Genomic DNA, 19,758 nt, shown 5'->3' with positions numbered 1-19,758 from the left:
AAAAAATACCTTAACATTTGAAATATTAAGGTATTTATTTTTGGAGATTGTAATTCGGTATTACAAGTCAAATGCCGCTTTAACCTCATCAACATAATCTAGTTTCTCCCAGGTAAATAATTCCACATCCATTGTCTTGCTTTCACCGTTTGGTTGCTCAAAAGTCTTAGAAACTATTTCATGGTTTCTTCCCATGTGACCATAGGCCGCTGTTTCACTATACATAGGTTGGCGTAGTTTTAAACGCTCCTCGATAGCTGCGGGTCTCATGTCAAAAATATTAGACACTTTTTCAGCAATTTCGCCATCAGTAAGGTTTAATTCACAAGTTCCGTAAGTATCAATAAATATTCCCATGGGTTCTACAACACCAATAGCATAAGACACCTGTACCAATACTTCCTCACATAATCCGGCTGCGACCAGATTTTTAGCAATATGTCTTGTGGCATAGGCTGCACTTCGGTCTACCTTACTTGGATCTTTTCCTGAAAAAGCCCCCCCACCATGAGCACCTTTTCCACCATAGGTATCTACAATGATCTTACGTCCTGTTAATCCTGTGTCGCCATGCGGCCCCCCAATTACAAACTTTCCTGTTGGGTTAATATGATAGGTAATTTCATTAGTGAATAACGGCTTGATGTGATCTGGAACCTTAGCGATAACACGCGGAATAAGAATTTCTTTGATGTCAGTTCTAATCTTATCAAGCATGGCCTCATCTGTATCAAAATCATCATGCTGAGTTGAAACTACAATGGCATCAATTCGCTGAGGGGTATTGTCATCTGAGTATTCTATGGTCACCTGACTTTTAGAATCAGGTCTTAAATAAGTAATCTCGTTATTTTCACGTCTTAATTCGGCTAATTCTTTTAGAATTAAATGAGAGATGTCTAATGCCAAAGGCATGTAGTTGTTAGTCTCATTAGTAGCATAGCCAAACATCATTCCTTGATCACCTGCTCCTTGCTCTTCTTTACTTCCACGATCAACCCCTTGATTAATATCTGGTGATTGCTCGTGAATTGCTGAAAGAACACCACACGAATGGCTATCGAACATATATTCCCCTTTAGTATAGCCGATTTTATGAATGGTGTCTCTGGCAATTTTTTGTACGTCCAGATAGGTTTTAGAATTCACCTCACCAGCGAGTACTACTTGACCTGTTGTTACAAGGGTTTCGCAAGCTACTTTAGACTCAGGGTCAAAGGCTAAAAAGTTATCAATTAAAGCATCACTAATTTGATCTGCTACTTTATCCGGGTGACCTTCAGAAACACTTTCTGAAGTAAATAAATACGCCATAAAACTATTTTTCTGTGAAAGATTTGACGTAAGTGCAGGGAGAGCATAACACTGCTTTAGCATTTTTTATGCAGAGGTTGCAATCAGTCAAATCATTCCTCTTATTAATCTCGCAAAAATACAGATTAAAAGAGAAGAAAAAAACGTTCTAAGAATTAGTTGAAAATAAAATTTTGTTAATGTTCACTCATCCAAAACCCGGGCTATGTTGTGCAGTTATGTGTAAATAGTTATCCCTCAAGTTTTGCTTAATTAGCTGTCTTAATGTGTCCATCTTCGTTAAAAAAAGATCCTAACGAATGATAAAGGAGCAGGTATTAAGACAACGTTAAATTCATTTTTTTTATTCAAATAATTTGTTTTTTAATTTTTTGTGTTGCAATATTTGTGCTCATAAAGTTCAAATTCTTATTGAAATGTTATCAAGAAAGGTGGAGGGAATAGACCCTGTGAAGCCTTAGCAACCCTTCAAATTTATTGAAGAAGGTGCTAAATTCTACTTAAAGAGTGATTCATTTATCCCTGCTTTGAGGTAGATAACCCAAACCCAATTACCCATCTGTAATTGGTATAATTTCTTATAACATTTTTCTATTAAGTACGTCTTTTATAAGGCGCATTTGACTTTTGGTTTAATCATTATTAACTCAAAAAGACTAGAAAAATGAGTGCACAAAAATTTGCAACAAAGGCATTACATGCCGGACATGACGTAACGTCCAATGCAGGAACCAGAGCAGTTCCTATTTATCAATCAACAGCCTATGTATTTAATGATTCTGATCATGCGGCTAATTTATTTGCATTGGCAGAAACGGGTAATATCTATACCCGAATCAACAATCCAACAAATGATATTCTTGAGCAGCGACTTGCGGCTCTTGAAGGAGGTATTGCTGCAGTGGTGACCGCTTCAGGTACTTCTGCTATTGCTACTTCATTATTAACATTACTAAGAGCTGGGGACCATATTGTAGCTTCAAATAGTTTGTATGGTGGAACTTATAATCTGCTTAGTGTAACGCTACCAAGGCATGGCATAACCACTACGTTTGTAGATCCGTCCGAACCAGATAGTTTTAAAGAAGCTGCTCAGGAAAACACACGTGTGTTTTTTATAGAATCCTTAGGAAATCCTAAGCTAGACGTATTAGATATTCAGTCTATTTCCGAACAGGCTAAGTCCCATCAAGTACCGCTAATTGTTGATAATACAGTGGCAACACCGTATCTGTTAAATCCAATAGAGCATGGAGCTAATATTGTCATTCACTCCCTAACCAAATACATCAATGGTAATGGTACAGCACTTGGTGGCGTTATAATTGATGCAGGAACCTTTGATTGGGCTAATGGTAAGTTCCCTGAGTTTACAGAACCGTCACCAGGATACCACGGCTTGGTATATTCTGAGGCACTTGAGGCAGCTGCATTTATTGCTAAAGTTAGAATTGAAGGTCTTAGAGATTATGGCGGGGCCTTAAGTCCCTTTAATGCGTTTCAAATAATCCAGGGACTCGAGACTTTAGAGATTAGAATTAAGAAGCATAGTGAAAACGCTCTTGAATTGGCTAAGTGGCTTCAAGTACAAGAGGAAGTCGCGTGGGTTAACTACCCTGGTTTAGATTCGAGCCCATATAAATTGTTGGCAGAGAAATACCTTCCTGAAGGGCAAAGTGGTATTGTCACTTTTGGAGTTAAAGGAGGTTATGAGGCTGCTAAAACTGTGGCAGACAAAACTAAATTATTCTCTTTGTTGGCTAATATTGGTGACACCAAATCTCTAATAATTCATCCTGCTAGTACTACCCACCAGCAATTGAGTGATGAAGCCCAAGAAAGTACCGGGGTTACTAAAGACCTTATAAGGTTGTCAGTTGGACTTGAATCTATTGAAGATTTAAAGGCAGACTTGAAAGAGGTATTTACAGAAATTCAGAAACCGATAACGGCATAACATCTAGAAGACAAGTATTTGTATAGCGATTAGTACCAATAGTTTAATTAATAAAATGGGAGCCTTACAACATATTCGAATTACAGATTATACCACGCTAAGTGGAGTGTTGATAAATAGGATTAACCTGTCCTATCAGTTATTTGGTAGGCCCTTACATGAAGCTCCTCTTGTATTGGTAAACCATGCTCTAACAGGTAATTCTAATGTTACCGGTGAGAATGGTTGGTGGTCTGAATTAATAGGTGAAGACAAGGTTATTGATACAAATCGCTATACCGTACTTTCATTTAATATTCCTGGGAATGGATATGATGGTTGTATTATAGACAACTACAAAGCTTTTGTTGCTCGTGATATCGCCCGGATATTCATAAGCGGCCTAGAAGAGCTTGAAATTAAAGAGCTTTTTGCTATCATAGGTGGTTCATTGGGTGGAGGTATAGCCTGGGAAATGGCGGTACTGGAGCCAGCCTTAACAGAGCATTTGATACCTATTGCTACAGATTGGAAATCTACAGATTGGCTTATTGCTAATTGTCAGATCCAGGAGCAATTTTTAGTGAATTCAAAAAATCCTGTTCATGATGCAAGGATGCATGCAATGTTGTCCTATCGTACACCAGAATCTTTTAAGGAGCGGTTTCAACGATCTGTCAATGAGGAGTTACAAATATTCAATGTTGAGAGTTGGCTGCTGCACCATGGCAAGAAATTGCAAGAACGCTTCCAATTGCCAGCATATAAGCTTATGAATCAATTGCTACGAACGATTGATGTTACCAAAGGTAGAGGAAGTTCAGAAAAGGTTCTGAGTACTGTAAAATCAAAGATTACCATCATTGCTGTGGATTCAGATTTGTTTTTTACTGCGGATGAGAATATTGAAACTCAAAAACAGCTTGCACAATCAAAATCAAATGTCACTTACAATGAGATTAACTCAATTTTTGGACATGATGCTTTTTTGATGGAATTCGACCAATTAAAACAAATCGTTGAGGAAATTTTTATGCCGGAAAGAGCAAACAAAAAAATGAAAATATTAAAATTTGGGGGTAGATCCCTAGCTAATGGACAAGGCCTTGAACGGGTTATTTCTATTATAACTGATAAGATAAAGAATCAGGAGAAGATTGCAGTTGTAGTTTCGGCGAGAGGAAAGGCTACAGACGAGCTGGAAACCATGCTTAACAAAGCTGTGAAGGGGGAGTTTCATCAGAGGGATTTAGAGGACTTTAAAGTCTATCAGGATGAGGTGGTAGATATTGATTTATCCAAGGAGTATACTAGATTGGATAGTCTGCTGAGAGGTGTTCAGTTATTAGGGGATTCGAGTGTTAAGGTCAAAGATGAAATATTGGCACAGGGCGAACTTATCTCTGTAAAACAAATTGCTGCCTTATTAAGAGATAATGGAATAAAAGCTAAAGCTACCGATGCTAGGACCTTAATTAAGACTGATGATTCATATGGAAATGCTAAGCCAATCGATGCGCTGTCTAAAAAGAATGTACTTAATTATTTTAAGAATCAGAACGGAACTCAAGTAAATGTGGTGACTGGCTTTATAGCCTCCAACAAGGACAACAAAACAACTACTCTAGGAAGAAATGGAAGCAATTATACAGCATCATTATTGGCCAATTACTTGGATGCCGAAGAATTGCAAAACTACACACATGTCAATGGAATTTATACAGCTGATCCTGGCTTAGTGCAGGAAGCTAAAAAGATAGAAAAGTTGTCTTTTAATGAGGCCAACGAGTTGGCCAATTTTGGAACTAATATTCTGCATGCAAAAACAATAATTCCTTTGATTGAAAAAAATATTCCTTTACGAATATTAAACACTTTTAATCCAGAAGACGGTGGTACTTTAATCACTGCGCAAGGTAATTCTAATGGAATTTGCTCGCTTTCTGTGTTGGATGACGTTGCACTTATAAATATCGAAGGTCGCGGCTTACTCGGTAAAGTAGGTGTAGATGCCAGGATTTTTAGAGCGATGAGTTTACAGAATATCAGCGTAAGTATCATTTCTCAGGGATCTTCAGAAAGAGGCATTGGATTGGTGATTCCAAAGCAGGATGCGTCTAGTGCTGTCCTCGCTTTAGAGCGCGAATTTGAGAATGATTTTTATGTCCAGGATATTAATAAAATTAGTGTTATGGATGATGTGGCCGTTATTTCTATTGTGGGGCAAAGGCTTGCTACCTTTCATAAGCCCTTTAACAGACTTATAAAAAATCAAATAACGCCACTATTATTTAATAATACAGTTTCAGGTAACAATGTTAGTGTCGTGGTTAGAAAACCACAGTTAAACAAAGCGCTTAACGTTATTCATGGTGAGATTTTTGGAATTTCGAAGAAAATAAATCTAGCAATTTTTGGTCATGGTACTGTAGGTTCTGCCTTGGTAGACCAGATTGTTTCTTCAACCAGTGAAATTAAAAAAAGAAAAGGTATTAAACTCAATATTTTCGCAATTGCCAATTCGACCAGAGTATTATTAAAAAGAGATGGTGTTAGTGCAGACTGGCGCGAGGAGATAAAGGCAGAAGGAGTTGATTATACAATTGATGATGTTTTAGAGTTTGCAGAAGCTAACCACTTAGAAAATCTGATTGCCATTGATAACACGGCGAGTCTAGAATTTGTGTCCAACTATGTAAGGTTGATTGAAGAAGGATTTGACCTGGTATCATCAAATAAAATTGGAAATACCATCGACTTAGAGTTTTATGATTCTCTCAGACAAGTATTAGCTAAACATCAAAAAACCTATTTGTATGAGACTAATGTAGGAGCTGGTCTACCATTAATTGATACTATTAAATTATTCCATCTTTCTGGAGAAAATATAGTGCGAATTAGAGGGGTCTTTTCAGGATCTTTAAGTTATTTATTTAATACATTTTCGGAAGATGATATTGCATTTTCAAGGGTCCTCCAGGATGCTTTGGATAAGGGTTATACAGAGCCAGATCCAAGAGAAGATTTAAATGGCAATGATGTGGCGAGAAAGTTGTTGATCCTTGCTCGCGAGTTAGACCTACACAATGAGTTAAGTGATATACGTATTGAAAATTTAATTCCTGATAATTTAAGGGATATCAGTACTTCCGAATTTTTAACAAGAATTGATGAAATGAACCCGATTTTCAAACAGAAAAAAGCAAAACAGGAGGATGGACATGTCTTGAGATATGTAGGAGATTTGTATGGTGATTTGGCTGATGAGAATGGGGCAACCTTAGATGTAAAGTTGGTCTCTGTGCCTAAACAATCTCCCCTTGGATCTTTAAAGGGAGCAGATTCCTTATTTGAAATTTATACGGAGAGTTATGGAGAACATCCGGTAGTGATTCAAGGAGCAGGAGCAGGAGCCTCCGTCACCGCAAGAGGTGTTTTTGGGGATATCCTGCGCTTAGCCGAAAAAAATAATTAGTTACAATGCCTATGAATGAAAACCAGTTTGAAACTGAAGCGATTCGCACACAAATAGAACGGTCACAATTTTTAGAACATTCTAATCCACTGTATCTCACCTCGAGTTATGTATTTGAAGATGCTGAAGATATGCGAGCATCTTTTGCAGATGAGAAGAAACGCAATGTTTACAGTCGCTACTCCAATCCAAATACAACTGAATTCATAGAAAAAGTTTGTAAAATGGAAGGTGCTGAAAGTGGTTATGCTTTTGCTTCAGGAATGTCCGCTGTTTTTTCTACTTTCGCTGCCTTACTTGACTCTGGAGACCACATCGTTTCACTACAAAATATATTTGGTTCAACTCAAGTTCTCTTTAACTCGGTACTGCCCAAATGGAATATTTCAACTGATTATTTTAATATTCATGAGCTGGAGAAAGTAGAGAGTTTAATCAATGCAAACACAAAGGTTATTTATGCCGAGTCTCCAACAAATCCAGCGGTTGACATTTTGGATATTGAGTTTCTTGGAGATATTGCCAGAAAACACGACATCTTATTAATAATTGATAATTGTTTCGCAACCCCCTATTTGCAACAACCCATAAAATTTGGTGCAGATTTAGTGATTCACTCGGCCACTAAACTAATGGACGGTCAAGGTAGAGTGTTAGGCGGGGTTACAGTGGGACGCTCAGATTTAGTTGAGAAAATCACTTTCTTTGCTAGGAATTCAGGACCCGCATTATCACCATTTAATGCCTGGGTCTTATCTAAAAGTTTAGAGACATTACCAGTAAGAGTAGATAAACACTGTGAGAATGCGATGGAAGTAGCGAAATTTCTGGAGACACATAAAAATGTTGCTTTTGTGAAGTATCCCTTCCTAAAATCTCACCCGCAGCAAAAATTGGCAATAAAACAAATGAGATTGGGGGGAAATATTGTGGCATTTGAAATAAAAGGGGGGATTGAAGCGGGAAGAAAGTTTTTAGATGCCATAAAACTATGCACTCTTTCTGCTAATTTGGGTGATACCAGAACCATCGTAACACATCCATCTTCCACAACTCATGCAAAATTATCCCAAGATGATCGCTTAAAAACAGGTATAACAGATGGGTTAATTAGAGTTTCAGTGGGGTTGGAACATAAAGAGGATATTATTAATGATTTAAGACAAGCTTTAGGCTAATGAAAGATATTTACAAGGAGTTACAGGAGCGTATATTAGTGCTGGATGGGGCCATGGGAACTATGCTTCAACGCTATAATTTTAACGAGGAGGACTTTAGAGGAGATCGATTTAAAAACTACGATCAGCCTCTTAAAGGAAACAATGATTTATTATCCTTGACACAACCCGAGGCCATTGCTGAGGTGCATCGCAAATACTTTGAAGCTGGTGCCGATATTGTTGAAACCAATACATTTTCTGGAACCACAATTGCCATGGCAGACTATCAGATGCAAGATTTGGTATATGAACTTAACTACGAATCTGCCAGAATAGCAAAAAGGGTTGCAGATGAATTTTCCTCATCAAACCCTGACAAACCAAGATTCGTTGCTGGTAGTATAGGGCCAACTAACAAAACAGCGAGTTTATCTCCTGATGTCAACCGCCCAGAATACAGGGCCATAACTTTCGATGAGTTGAGAGAGGCATACAAAACTCAGGTGGAAGCATTACTGGACGGTGGGTCGGATATTCTCTTAGTGGAAACCATTTTTGATACCTTAAATGCAAAGGCAGCGCTTTTTGCCATTGAAGAAGTTAAAGAAGAACGCCAAATTAATCCGCCAGTTATGGTGTCTGGAACCATTACTGATGCATCAGGTAGAACCTTATCTGGGCAAACTGTAGAGGGTTTTTTAATCTCTATTTCTCATATTCCTCTTCTTAGTGTTGGTTTTAATTGTGCTCTTGGAGCTGAACAACTGGAACCTTATTTAAGAAGGCTTTCTAAAGAAACTAATTTTTATACATCAGCTCACCCAAATGCAGGCTTACCAAATGCCTTTGGGGAGTATGATCAGACGCCAGAACAAATGCGAGATTTAATAGACTCTTATTTAAAGGATGGTCTGGTTAATATTATAGGCGGATGTTGTGGAACGACACCAGATCATATTAAGGCTATTGCTGATTTAGCCAATAAATATCAACCAAGACCTATCGCTCAACCTGCAGTATGACCAAACAAGAACAGTACCTAACCTTATCAGGTTTAGAACCCTTAGTAGTTACTCCAGAAAGTAATTTCATAAACGTTGGAGAGCGTACTAATGTTACAGGTTCAAGAAAATTTTTACGTCTAATTAAGGAAGAAAAATTCGCTGAGGCCATTGAGGTAGCGCGCCATCAAGTTGATGGGGGTGCACAAATCCTTGATGTTAATATGGATGAGGGAATGCTGGATGGTGTAAAGGCTATGACGACCTTCCTTAATCTAATAGCATCGGAACCTGATATTGCTAAGATTCCCATTATGATTGATAGTTCTAAGTGGGAGATTATCGAGGCTGGTTTACAAGTTGCTCAAGGTAAGTGCGTGGTCAATTCCATCAGCCTTAAAGAAGGCGAAGAAGAGTTTATACGTCAAGCTAAGTTGGTTCGACGCTATGGTGCGGCTGTAATTGTAATGGCCTTTGATGAAAAAGGTCAGGCCGATACCTTGGATAGGCGAATTGAAATATGTCGGCGCTCCTATAAGGTTCTCGTTGAAAAGATAAAATTTCCACCTCAGGATATAATTTTCGATCCCAATATTTTTCCCGTTGCTACAGGGATGAATGAACATCGCAGAAATGCTCTAGACTTTTTTGAAGCTACGAAATGGATACGTGATAATTTGCCCTATGCCAATGTTTCAGGTGGTGTTAGTAACGTTTCATTTTCTTTCCGTGGAAACAATACGGTTCGTGAAGCTATGCACTCCTCATTCTTATACCATGCTATACAATACGGTATGAGTATGGGAATCGTTAATCCAGCTATGCTTGAGGTTTACGACGATATTGACAGGGAGCTTTTGGATTTGGTTGAGGATGTTTTCTTTGATAGAAATGACGATGCCACTGAACGTTTGATCACATTTGCAGAAACTGTAAAAGGTGATAAAAAGAAATCTGAAGACTCAGTCCTGGAATGGCGTTCCAATTCTTTACAGGATCGGATAACCCATAGTCTAGTAAAAGGTATTGATGCCTTTATAACGGATGATGTAGAGGAGGCAAGACAATCTGTCAATAGACCAATTGAGGTGATTGAAGGACATTTAATGACTGGAATGAATGTGGTTGGAGATTTATTTGGCAGCGGAAAAATGTTCTTGCCGCAAGTGGTAAAATCAGCACGCGTTATGAAGAAGGCAGTAGCTTATCTACAGCCTTTTATAGAGGCTGAAAAAACAGGAGGTCAAGAGTATGCAGGTAAAATATTAATGGCCACTGTTAAAGGTGATGTTCATGACATAGGCAAAAATATTGTAAGCGTGGTCTTAGGGTGTAACAACTACGAGATTATTGACCTTGGGGTTATGGTGCCAGCAGATAAAATCATTGAGATCGCTAAAAAAGAGCAGGTTGATGTGATTGGTCTTAGTGGCTTAATAACACCATCTTTAGATGAAATGGTATACGTGTCTCAGGCTATGGAAAAAGAGGCAATGGATGTGCCATTGCTAATTGGTGGGGCTACTACCTCTAAGGCGCATTCAGCGGTAAAAATTGCACCTCATTATTCTAATACCGTAGTTCATGTGAACGATGCGTCTCGAGCTGTAACAGTGGTGGGTAATCTATTACAAGAAAATAACAAGCTTTACAAGGAAAACATTAGGTCAGACTATGATAAGTTTCGTGAACAGTTTCTTCAGCGAGGTAAAATAAAAGACTACCTAAGTCTCGAACAGGCACAACAAAATAGGTTTCAAATAGATTGGCAAAGTTTTAAACCGGTTGAGCCCAACAAACTTGGAGTTAAGGTTATTGAGTCTCTTGATTTAAAGACTTTAGTGCCTTACATAGACTGGTCACCATTCTTTAGAAGTTGGGATTTACATGGAAAATATCCTGAGATACTTAATGATGACGTGGTAGGATCTCAAGCAACTGAGTTGTTCGAGGATGCCCAAATACTTTTAAATAGAGTTTTGGAAGAAAAATTACTTGAGGCCAAGGTGGTTTTTGGTTTGTTTCCTGCTAATTCAATAAATGATGATATTGAGATTTACTCCCCTGATTCTTTAGGAAATGAAACTATCGCCACGTTTTTAACCTTGAGACAGCAACTTAAAAAAAGAGAAGGTGTGCCCAACTTTGCTTTAGCAGATTTTGTAGCTCCAAAAACAACTGGGACAAAGGACTATATTGGTTGTTTTTGTGTGACTACAGGATTTGGAACTGACGAATTAGCTGCAGGTTTTGAAAAAGATCATGATGATTACAATTCAATAATGATTAAAGCCCTGGCTGATCGATTAGCCGAAGCCTTTGCTGAGTTTTTACACGAAAAGGTTAGAAAAGACTATTGGGGATATGCCTCCCATGAGAACCTAAGCAATGAATCCTTAATAAAAGAAGAGTATAAAGGTATACGGCCAGCCCCTGGATACCCGGCTTGCCCAGATCATTTGGAAAAGAAGACCATATGGAAGTTGTTAAAGGTTGAAGAATCTATCGGGGTGCGATTGACCGAAAATTTAGCAATGTGGCCAGCCGCAAGTGTCAGTGGTTATTATTTTGGAAATCCCGAATCTAGATATTTTGGATTGGGAAAAATAAAACAAGACCAATTAGCAGATTATGCCAAACGTCGAAACATTTCAATTGAAGAGGCTACGAAGTGGCTTAATCCTAACTTAGCCAATTCTTAACTTTTTAATACACTTAAAACAAATAACAAACCAACAAGTTTGTGATAACATTGCAGAAAAAAATGATGAGAAAATACCGATCAGAATTGCGTTTTGTTGTTCAGCTCTTTGTATTAGTTTCGGTTGCTTTACTTCTAGTATACCTGCAATACAAGCTTTAACCATACCAACCAAATTTAACTATGAAAGTTACCGACCATATTAAGAAAGCAAACGGTGAAACTCAATTCACATTTGAAATATTACCGCCCTTAAAAGGACAGAATGTACAATCGCTTTTTGATAATATTGATCCTTTGATGGAGTTTAAACCTCCATTTATTGATGTGACTTATCACAGAGAGGAATACGTTTATAAGGAATTGGAAAACGGGTTACTAAAAAAACAGATTGTCAAGAAAAGGCCAGGAACTGTTGGTATTTGTGCCGCTATCCAGAACAAGTATCAGGTGGACGCAATTCCCCACATTTTATGTGGTGGATTTACAAAAGAAGATACTGAGAACTTTCTAATTGATCTTGATTTCCTAGGAATCCATAATGTTTTGGCCCTGCGTGGGGATGCTGTTAAAACCGAAACCTATTTTAGACCTGAAAAGGAAGGGCATTCCTACGCTACCGGATTGGTGTCTCAAATAGATGATCTTAATAAAGGGGCTTATTTGGATGAAGAATTGCAAAATACAGCTACTACAGATTTTTGCATCGGAGTTGCTGGCTATCCAGAAAAACACCTAGAAGCTCCAAGCTTGGAAAGTGACATTCACTTTTTAAAGAAAAAAATAGAAAAAGGCGCTCATTATATCGTTACACAAATGTTCTTTGATAACGATTGTTTTTTCAAGTTCGTTAAAAAGTGCAGAGATGCGGGAATTACAGCTCCTATAATTCCAGGTTTAAAGCCAATTAGCACGAAAAAACAACTCAATCTCATTCCACATCGGTTCAATGTGGACTTACCAGAAGAATTAGTTATAGAGGTTGTAAAATGCAAGGACAATAAACAAGTGAAACAAGTTGGGATTGATTGGTGCATAAGTCAATCTAAAGCTCTTAAAGAGGCAGGTATCCCCGTGCTTCATTATTATTCAATGGGTAAGAGTGACAATATAAAGGCCATAGCTCAAGAGGTTTTCTAAGTTTACATTACATTTGGGTGCTTTATTTGTCCTACATGCGCTACCTATTATGTGTATTTGTTTTCCTCCTTGGTTTAAATGCCATCTCACAAAATAAGCATCATGATTTTTTAGAGGCCAATTTTTATTCTGGGAATATTGCCCTTCACAATAATGATATACTCCACCTAATCTCTGGTCATCCAAATGGATTGATCGCAAGTTGGAACAGAAAAACTTTTGGTGAAAAGGAATGGCAACAGCGCTATAACTATCCAGACTGGGGAATTAGTTTTACATATCAGGATTTTCAAAACCAGTATCTCGGTCAGAACTATGGCCTCTATGCCCATTATAATTTTTACTTTTTTAAGCGGCACCTTATGTTTCGTGTGGCGCAAGGGTTGGCTTACGCAAATAATCCATATGATAAAATAGCCAACCAAAGAAATGTTGCCTTTGGATCCGATATTTTAAGTTCTACAATGGTAATGCTTAATTACAAACGAGAACGACTTATGGGAAATTTTGGCGTACAGGCAGGATTATCCTTAATACACTATTCCAATGCCAATGTTAAAGCCCCAAACACGAGTGTTAATACAGTCGCCTTTAATGTGGGGCTTAATTATAGCTTTAAATCGGAGGATCCGGAGTTTCAGTATTCTTTGTCAAAAGAACGATACATAGAGCCTTTAAAGTTTAATCTGGTCTTTAGAACAGGAATTAATGAAAGTGATATCGTTGGAAGTGGTCAATTTCCTTTTTATATTTTTTCGGCATATGCTGATAAACGTTTAGCTCATGTGAGCGCTGTCCAGTTTGGAACTGAAATCTTTTTTTCAGAATTTTTGAAAGAACTTATCCGTTATGAATCTATTTCTGTTCCGGAGAGTGATGTAAGAGGTGATGAAGATTATAAACGAGTGGGGGTCTTTGTGGGCCACGAATTGTTTATTAGTAAATTATCTCTCCTAACACAATTGGGCTACTATGTTTATTATCCCTACGATTTTGAGGGAAGAGTATATTTTAGGGTTGGATTGAAATGCTATGTGTACAAAAATTTATTTGCGGCTTTGACATTAAAGTCCCATGGTGCCAAGGCAGAGGCCGTTGAATTAGGAATTGGAATTCGACTATGAAATTAGACATATATAGGACAATGAATCTACAAAGAGCGCTAGTTGTTTTGCTGCTAATTTGCATGGCTTTATCATGCGATGATCCAGATGCCAATACTTGTTTTAAAGCGTCTGGGGATGAGGTGACTAAGACCTATGAATTTGAAGCCTTTAACAATATTCTGATCAACCGTAATGTAGAAGCGTTTGTTAGAATGGGAACTAATTATCAGGTTGAAGTTGTCTCGGGAGAAAATCTTATTGACGATATCATAGTTTCTGTAGTGGACCAGGAATTGGTGGTGACAGATAATAATACTTGCAATCTGGTCAGAGACTATGGTAACTCAAGGGTGTATATTACAGTACCAGAATTAAAAAGAATCAGATCATCGACACAGTATGATATCTCATCAATAGGAATTCTGAACTTTGCTGAACTTTCCTTGATTTCTGAAAATTTTAATAACCCAGACCTTTTTTCTGTTGGTGATTTTAGACTGGACGTCAATGCCGAGCGTCTCGCAATTGTGTCTAATAATATATCTTCATATTATTTGTCGGGGAATTTGGAGCAATTGAATGTAAACTTTTTTGGTGGCGTTGGCAGATTTGAAGGAGCAGAATTAATATCAGAACATATTGAGATTTACCATAGAGGTTCGAATGATATGATTTTAAATCCTCAGCAATCCATTCGTGGTGAGATTCTTGGTACAGGCAATGCCATTATACTTAATACACCTGACATTATTGATGTCCAGGAGTCCTATGTGGGGAGCCTAATAATTCAGGATTAATCTAAGACGTTAGTTCTCTAAACAAGCTTTCAAGACTCGCATTTTTTTGATTTAATTGCAGAATTTTAAGATCGTTGTCGTGGGCAAAGTCAAAGACATGAGACCGCATATCGGTATTGGTGTCAAACGTTATTTCATATATGAAACCATGAGTGTTGGTCACTTTGCTTGCTTTCGGTAATTTGAGAAGGAATGTGTCTTCAACTCTATAATCAAATTCAACAATGACCACTTGAGAGTCACCACTTCTAAGCTCATTCAGGTTTTTGTCCGCAACGATTTTTCCTTTATTAATAATGATCACCCGGTCACACATGGCCTCAACTTCCTGCATGATATGGGTAGATAAAAACACTGTTTTGGTTTGTCCAATGGTGGTAATTAATGATCGGATTTCCATTAGCTGATTGGGATCTAAGCCAGTAGTGGGTTCATCTAATATTAAAACCTCGGGGTCATGCAAAAGAGCATTAGCTAAACCAACTCTTTGACGGTAACCCTTGGACAATTGTCCAATTTTTTTATGAGATTCAGGGCCAAGTCCCGTTAATTCAATGACTTCCTCAACGCGATTGGATTTAACCTTGTAAACATTGGCATTAAATTGTAAATACTCCCTCACGAAGAGATCGAGATAAAGTGGATTGTGCTCTGGTAAATAACCTACACTTCTCTGCACATCTTTTTGGTTGGTGTTAACATCAAATTCATTAACCATGGCCGATCCCTCCGAAGGAGAAATATAGGTGGTTAATATTTTCATCATCGTAGATTTCCCAGCTCCATTTGGTCCTAAGAAGCCAACAACTTCTGGCGATTTCACCTTAAAACTCACATTATCAAGGGCTTTTTGATCATTGTAAGTTTTGCTAATATTGGTTACGGTTATGGACATAGGTCAAGATTTTGGTAAAAATAATCAATTCAGTATGGATGATTTAAAAAAATGAAAGCAGGATTTTGTTTTTTAAATATATTAATTACATTAGCCACTGTTTAATACAATTGACAATGTTTAACGCATATTTTAGCTGGTTTTATTTCTTTTATTCCAAGGGGATCGAGGCTTAGTATGTATATATAGTATAGAATTAAAGTCTCGATTTTTATCGAGACTTTTTTTATGAATTAAAAAGATGGTTTCAATCCAAGGAGTTACAGGGTCTTTTCATCACATTGCGGCGATGAAGCTAATTTCAGATACAGTTAGTTTTGTTCCCTGTTTGAGTTTTGATGATACAATAGAGACATTACTAAAAGGTGAGGTTGAAGCAGCCATTGTGGCTTTAGAAAATTCGATTGCTGGATCAATTTTACCGAATTATGCGCTAATTGATACTAATGACCTTCAAATAACAAGTGAGTGTTATATAGATGTACAGCATAATTTAATGGCGTTGCCTGGTCAGGACATTTCTCAAATAAAGGAAGTACAATCGCATCCAATGGCCATACTTCAATGTAAATCCTATTTAAAGCGGCACCCTCATATTAAGTTGGTGGAAGCTAAGGATACCGCCGAGGTGGCTCGAAGAATAAGCGAAGAGCAAACTATGGGGGTTGCGGCCATTGCAAGTGTTGAAGCAGCTCACCAATTTGGATTAAATATACTTGGGCAAAGTATTCAGACGATAAAGCATAATGAAACCAGATTTGTGCTCGTTAAAAAGAAGAGAGATAGCAATGATATGGGTCTGTGTAATAAGGCTTCATTCAAATTTGAATTACATCATAAGAGAGGGAGTTTGGCTTCGATTTTAAATGTTATGAGTGATTGTAATTTGAACTTAACCAAAATACAATCCTTGCCTAAAATTCACACTCCATGGAAGTATGCCTTTTTTGTGGATGTTACATTTGACCAGTTTGAAGAATACCAAAAGGCAGTAGAAATAATAACGATTATGGCAGAGAATTTTAAAATTCTTGGAGTATATAAAAACGCTAAAAATGATTGAACCAGCCAATAGATTAAATAAGGTTGAAGAGTACTACTTTTCAAAAAAGCTCAGGGAGGTAAATCTATTGAAATCTCAAGGACGGCCTATTATCAATCTGGGAATAGGTAGTCCAGATCTTGAGCCTCCAATCAAGGCAAACCTGGCATTGGAACAAAGTCTAAACTTGAAGGACGCTCATAAATATCAAAGTTATCAAGGGTTACCCGAATTGAGGGAGGCGATTGCAGAGTTTTACAAGCAACAATTTAATGTCTATCTCAGTGCTCATACAGAAGTCCTGCCGCTAATGGGGAGTAAAGAAGGGATTATGCACATCTCAATGGCCTTTTTAAATAAAGGTGATAAAATCTTAGCGCCAAATCCTGGATATCCAACGTATAGCTCGGTTGCGGGATTGTTAGAAGCTAAAACTGTTTATTATGATTTGAACGAAGAAAATAATTGGTTGCCAGACTTGATCAAACTGGAGAAATCTAATCTGGAGAAGGTCAAGATCATGTGGATTAACTATCCGCATATGCCAACAGGAGCAAATGCTCCGCATAAATTTTATGACGATATTATAGCCTTTGGAAGACGTCACAATATTCTTATAGTTAATGATAATCCGTATAGTTTTATTCTAAACGATGCTCCCAAAAGTATTTTACGGTACAATAATGCGAAAGAGGTTTGTTTGGAATTGAATTCGCTCAGTAAAACCTTTAACATGGCCGGATGGAGAGTGGGAATGTTGTGTGGTAACTACGATTATGTTCAGGCTGTATTACAAGTAAAAAGTAATATGGACTCGGGTATGTTTTTTGGAATTCAGAAGGGGGCTATTGAGGCATTGAGATCTACAGAAATGTGGTTTGCAAGTTTAAATAGTGTTTATGAAAAGCGTCGTCAATTAGCCTGGGAATTAGTAACTAAGTTAAACTGCACCTATGACGAAGATGCATCGGGATTATTCGTTTGGGCCAAGTTACCCCCGCATATTAAGTCCGAGGAGTTTTCAGATCTATTATTAAAAGAGCATTCAATTTTTGCTGCTCCAGGGAAAGTATTTGGTTCCAAAGGGGACGATTACATCCGTTTTTCACTTTGTGCTGAAGAGGCAGTTTTTCAGGAAGCATTAGCACGGATAAATTAATTGAATACATGAAGAATCTATATATAATAGGAGTTGGGTTAATTGGAGGAAGCTTTGCTAAAGCAGCAAGAGCGTCGTTTGCCAACCTAAGAATCATTGGTATTGACTCAAATCCGGAGCATTTAAAGAAAGCTGAAGAAATTGGAATTATTGATCATCAAGGAGGCTTAAATGATCTAAGCAATGCTGAGGTTGTATTTATTGCTATTCCTGTTGATGCTACAGTCAAACTACTTCCAGAAATTCTCGATGCTATTTCAGATGACACATTAGTGATTGACGCTGGGTCTACTAAAGAATCTATTTGTATGGTTATTAAAAATCATCAGCGTAGACGAAATTTTTTAGCGGCACATCCCATTGCTGGTACTGAATTTTCAGGACCCGAGGCTGCTAATTCTGATTTGTATCAGGGTAAGACCAACATTATTTGTGAGGTGGAGGCGACTGCTTTCAAGCTACAAGAAAAAGCATTAGACTTGTTTTCAAGAATTGGGATGCGTATTAGATATATGAATCCTAAGGCTCATGATAAACATATAGCATATGTATCGCACTTGTCACATATAAGTTCTTTTATGCTAGGTAAAACATTAATGGAGAAAGAGAAAAACGAACGCGATATTTTTGATATGGCTGGCAGTGGTTTTGAAAGTACGGTACGTCTCGCAAAAAGCTCACCAGAAATGTGGACCCCAATCTTCAAGCAGAACAAAGAGAATATTTTAGAAACATTGGAGGAATACATTGCAAACCTTACCAGATTTAAACAATTCATGGAAAATGATGAGTTTGAACAGGTTTACCAAGAAATGACTGGTACCAATAGGATTGGTAAGATTTTAAATGGAATACAGATAAATTAAAAAAATTGAATAATGGAAAATAAAAAGGAATTACGCAATTGGTTGGACGCTTTTGGTTTGGAGCATCCCATGGTTATTGCAGGGCCATGCAGTGCCGAAACTGAAGAACAGGTGCTTAAGATTGCACATCAACTTAAGAACACGGACACAACAGTATTTAGAGCGGGTATTTGGAAACCACGCACCAGGCCGGGGAATTTTGAAGGCGTTGGAGCCTTGGGTCTTAAATGGATGCAAAGAGCTAAAGAAGAAACAGGTCTTTTATTGACTACTGAAGTGGCCAACCCTAACCATGTTGAGTTGGCCCTAAAGCACGATATCGATTTCTTATGGATTGGTGCGAGAACCACAGTGAGTCCATTTATTATCCAGGAAATTGCCGAAGCTTTGAGAGGTGTGGATAAACCGGTCCTGATTAAAAACCCTGTGAATCCTGATTTATCACTATGGTTAGGGGCTGTCGAGCGTTTTTATAAGGCTGATGTAAAGAATTTGGGGGTAATTCATAGAGGGTTTTCAACTTATGAAAAGACCCGTTATAGAAACAATCCGGAATGGCAAATACCTATAGATTTACAAAACAGATTCCCAGATTTACCTTTATTCTTAGACCCTTCTCATATTGCGGGACGTAGAGATATTATTTTTGATTTAAGCCAAACAGCTCTTGATTTAAACTATGATGGTCTAATGATTGAGACACATCACGACCCTGATAATGCATGGAGCGATGCCGCCCAACAGATCACACCGTCTACATTAGATCAATATACGGTTGATTTAAAAATCAGAAAAGAAATAGGTGACGATGCTATCTATAATAACAAGATCAACACCCTTAGAACTAAGATAGACGTGATTGATCATCAGCTAATTGAAATTCTTGGTAAGCGCATGGTTGTTGCAGATGGAATTGGTGAATTAAAGAAAGAACACAATGTAGCGGTTTTGCAAACCAAGAGATGGAATGAGATTTTAGGAAAAATGATACTGCAGGGGGAAGAAAAGAGCCTTAGTGAGGAATTTATTCTGAGGGTGTTTAAAGCCATCCACCAGGAATCAATTAATCATCAGGAAAAGATTATCAATAACTAATTAGAGGCTCACAGTTGTGAGCCTTTTTTGTTCAAATAAGGATGTATGTAAATCTAATTTAGTAGTCTATC

The 19,758-nt window shown here is 37.7% G+C and carries 14 protein-coding genes and 1 riboswitch; of the genes, 12 read left to right on the top strand and 2 right to left on the bottom strand.

Annotated elements, in window-relative coordinates; all coding sequences use genetic code 11:
- Positions 1-60 precede the first annotated feature (60 nt).
- Positions 61-1,314: a methionine adenosyltransferase gene (gene metK / locus DN064_RS08760; RefSeq protein WP_115462341.1), complete on the bottom strand. Its 1,254-nt coding sequence runs from the start codon at positions 1,312-1,314 to the stop codon at positions 61-63.
- A gap of 416 nt (positions 1,315-1,730) precedes the next feature.
- Positions 1,731-1,857, top strand: a riboswitch (SAM riboswitch).
- A gap of 121 nt (positions 1,858-1,978) precedes the next feature.
- Here metK and DN064_RS08755 point away from each other — a divergent pair.
- From DN064_RS08755 to DN064_RS08715, 8 genes are all read left to right on the top strand, one after another.
- Positions 1,979-3,271 carry an O-acetylhomoserine aminocarboxypropyltransferase/cysteine synthase family protein gene (locus DN064_RS08755; protein WP_115462261.1) on the top strand — a complete coding sequence of 431 codons (1,293 nt, stop codon included), beginning with the start codon at positions 1,979-1,981 and terminating at the stop codon, positions 3,269-3,271.
- Between the two features lie 55 nt (positions 3,272-3,326).
- Positions 3,327-6,725, top strand: coding sequence for a bifunctional aspartate kinase/homoserine dehydrogenase I (thrA, locus tag DN064_RS08750; RefSeq protein ID WP_115462260.1), 3,399 nt, complete (start codon positions 3,327-3,329; stop codon positions 6,723-6,725).
- Positions 6,726-6,736: 11 nt separating this feature from the next.
- Positions 6,737-7,903, top strand: a complete 1,167-nt coding sequence (locus DN064_RS08745) for a trans-sulfuration enzyme family protein (RefSeq protein WP_115462340.1) — start codon at positions 6,737-6,739, stop codon at positions 7,901-7,903.
- The gene (locus tag DN064_RS08740; protein ID WP_115462259.1) at positions 7,903-8,907 is read left to right on the top strand and encodes a homocysteine S-methyltransferase family protein; all 1,005 of its coding nucleotides are present in this window, start codon (positions 7,903-7,905) and stop codon (positions 8,905-8,907) included. The genes DN064_RS08745 and DN064_RS08740 overlap by 1 nt, the downstream gene beginning before the upstream one ends.
- On the top strand, positions 8,904-11,588 hold the full coding sequence (gene metH, locus DN064_RS08735) for a methionine synthase (RefSeq protein WP_115462258.1): 2,685 nt from the start codon (positions 8,904-8,906) through the stop codon (positions 11,586-11,588). The genes DN064_RS08740 and metH overlap by 4 nt, the downstream gene beginning before the upstream one ends.
- 182 nt (positions 11,589-11,770) lie before the next feature.
- A complete protein-coding gene (gene metF / locus DN064_RS08725; protein ID WP_115462256.1) occupies positions 11,771-12,727 on the top strand; it encodes a methylenetetrahydrofolate reductase [NAD(P)H] in 957 nt (318 codons plus the stop codon).
- A 35-nt stretch (positions 12,728-12,762) separates the two neighbouring features.
- A complete protein-coding gene (locus tag DN064_RS08720; protein ID WP_115462255.1) occupies positions 12,763-13,851 on the top strand; it encodes an acyloxyacyl hydrolase in 1,089 nt (362 codons plus the stop codon).
- 62 nt (positions 13,852-13,913) lie between these two features.
- Positions 13,914-14,630, top strand: coding sequence for a head GIN domain-containing protein (locus DN064_RS08715; protein ID WP_157962275.1), 717 nt, complete (start codon positions 13,914-13,916; stop codon positions 14,628-14,630).
- Position 14,631: 1 nt separating this feature from the next.
- On the opposite strand, the gene gldA is transcribed toward DN064_RS08715, so the two are convergent.
- A complete protein-coding gene (gldA, locus tag DN064_RS08710; RefSeq protein ID WP_115462253.1) occupies positions 14,632-15,525 on the bottom strand; it encodes a gliding motility-associated ABC transporter ATP-binding subunit GldA in 894 nt (297 codons plus the stop codon).
- 232 nt (positions 15,526-15,757) lie between these two features.
- Here gldA and DN064_RS08705 point away from each other — a divergent pair, with 232 nt between their 5' ends.
- From DN064_RS08705 to DN064_RS08690, 4 genes are read left to right on the top strand one after another with little or no spacing between them, the layout of a single operon-like run.
- Positions 15,758-16,588: a prephenate dehydratase gene (locus DN064_RS08705; RefSeq protein ID WP_115462252.1), complete on the top strand. Its 831-nt coding sequence runs from the start codon at positions 15,758-15,760 to the stop codon at positions 16,586-16,588.
- Complete coding sequence (locus DN064_RS08700; protein WP_115462251.1) at positions 16,581-17,726, top strand: pyridoxal phosphate-dependent aminotransferase; 1,146 nt, start codon at positions 16,581-16,583, stop codon at positions 17,724-17,726. Before DN064_RS08705 ends, DN064_RS08700 begins: the two co-directional genes overlap by 8 nt.
- A gap of 8 nt (positions 17,727-17,734) precedes the next feature.
- Positions 17,735-18,592: a prephenate dehydrogenase gene (locus tag DN064_RS08695; protein WP_115462250.1), complete on the top strand. Its 858-nt coding sequence runs from the start codon at positions 17,735-17,737 to the stop codon at positions 18,590-18,592.
- Positions 18,593-18,604: 12 nt separating this feature from the next.
- Positions 18,605-19,687 carry a bifunctional 3-deoxy-7-phosphoheptulonate synthase/chorismate mutase type II gene (locus DN064_RS08690; protein WP_115462249.1) on the top strand — a complete coding sequence of 361 codons (1,083 nt, stop codon included), beginning with the start codon at positions 18,605-18,607 and terminating at the stop codon, positions 19,685-19,687.
- Positions 19,688-19,758: the final 71 nt, after the last annotated feature.

The sequence above is a fragment of the Winogradskyella aurantiaca genome, assembly GCF_003362725.1.
Taxonomy (GTDB): domain Bacteria; phylum Bacteroidota; class Bacteroidia; order Flavobacteriales; family Flavobacteriaceae; genus Winogradskyella_A; species Winogradskyella_A aurantiaca.
Note: the sequence above shows the minus strand (reverse complement) of the source record. Positions and strands in the feature narration are given on the sequence as shown.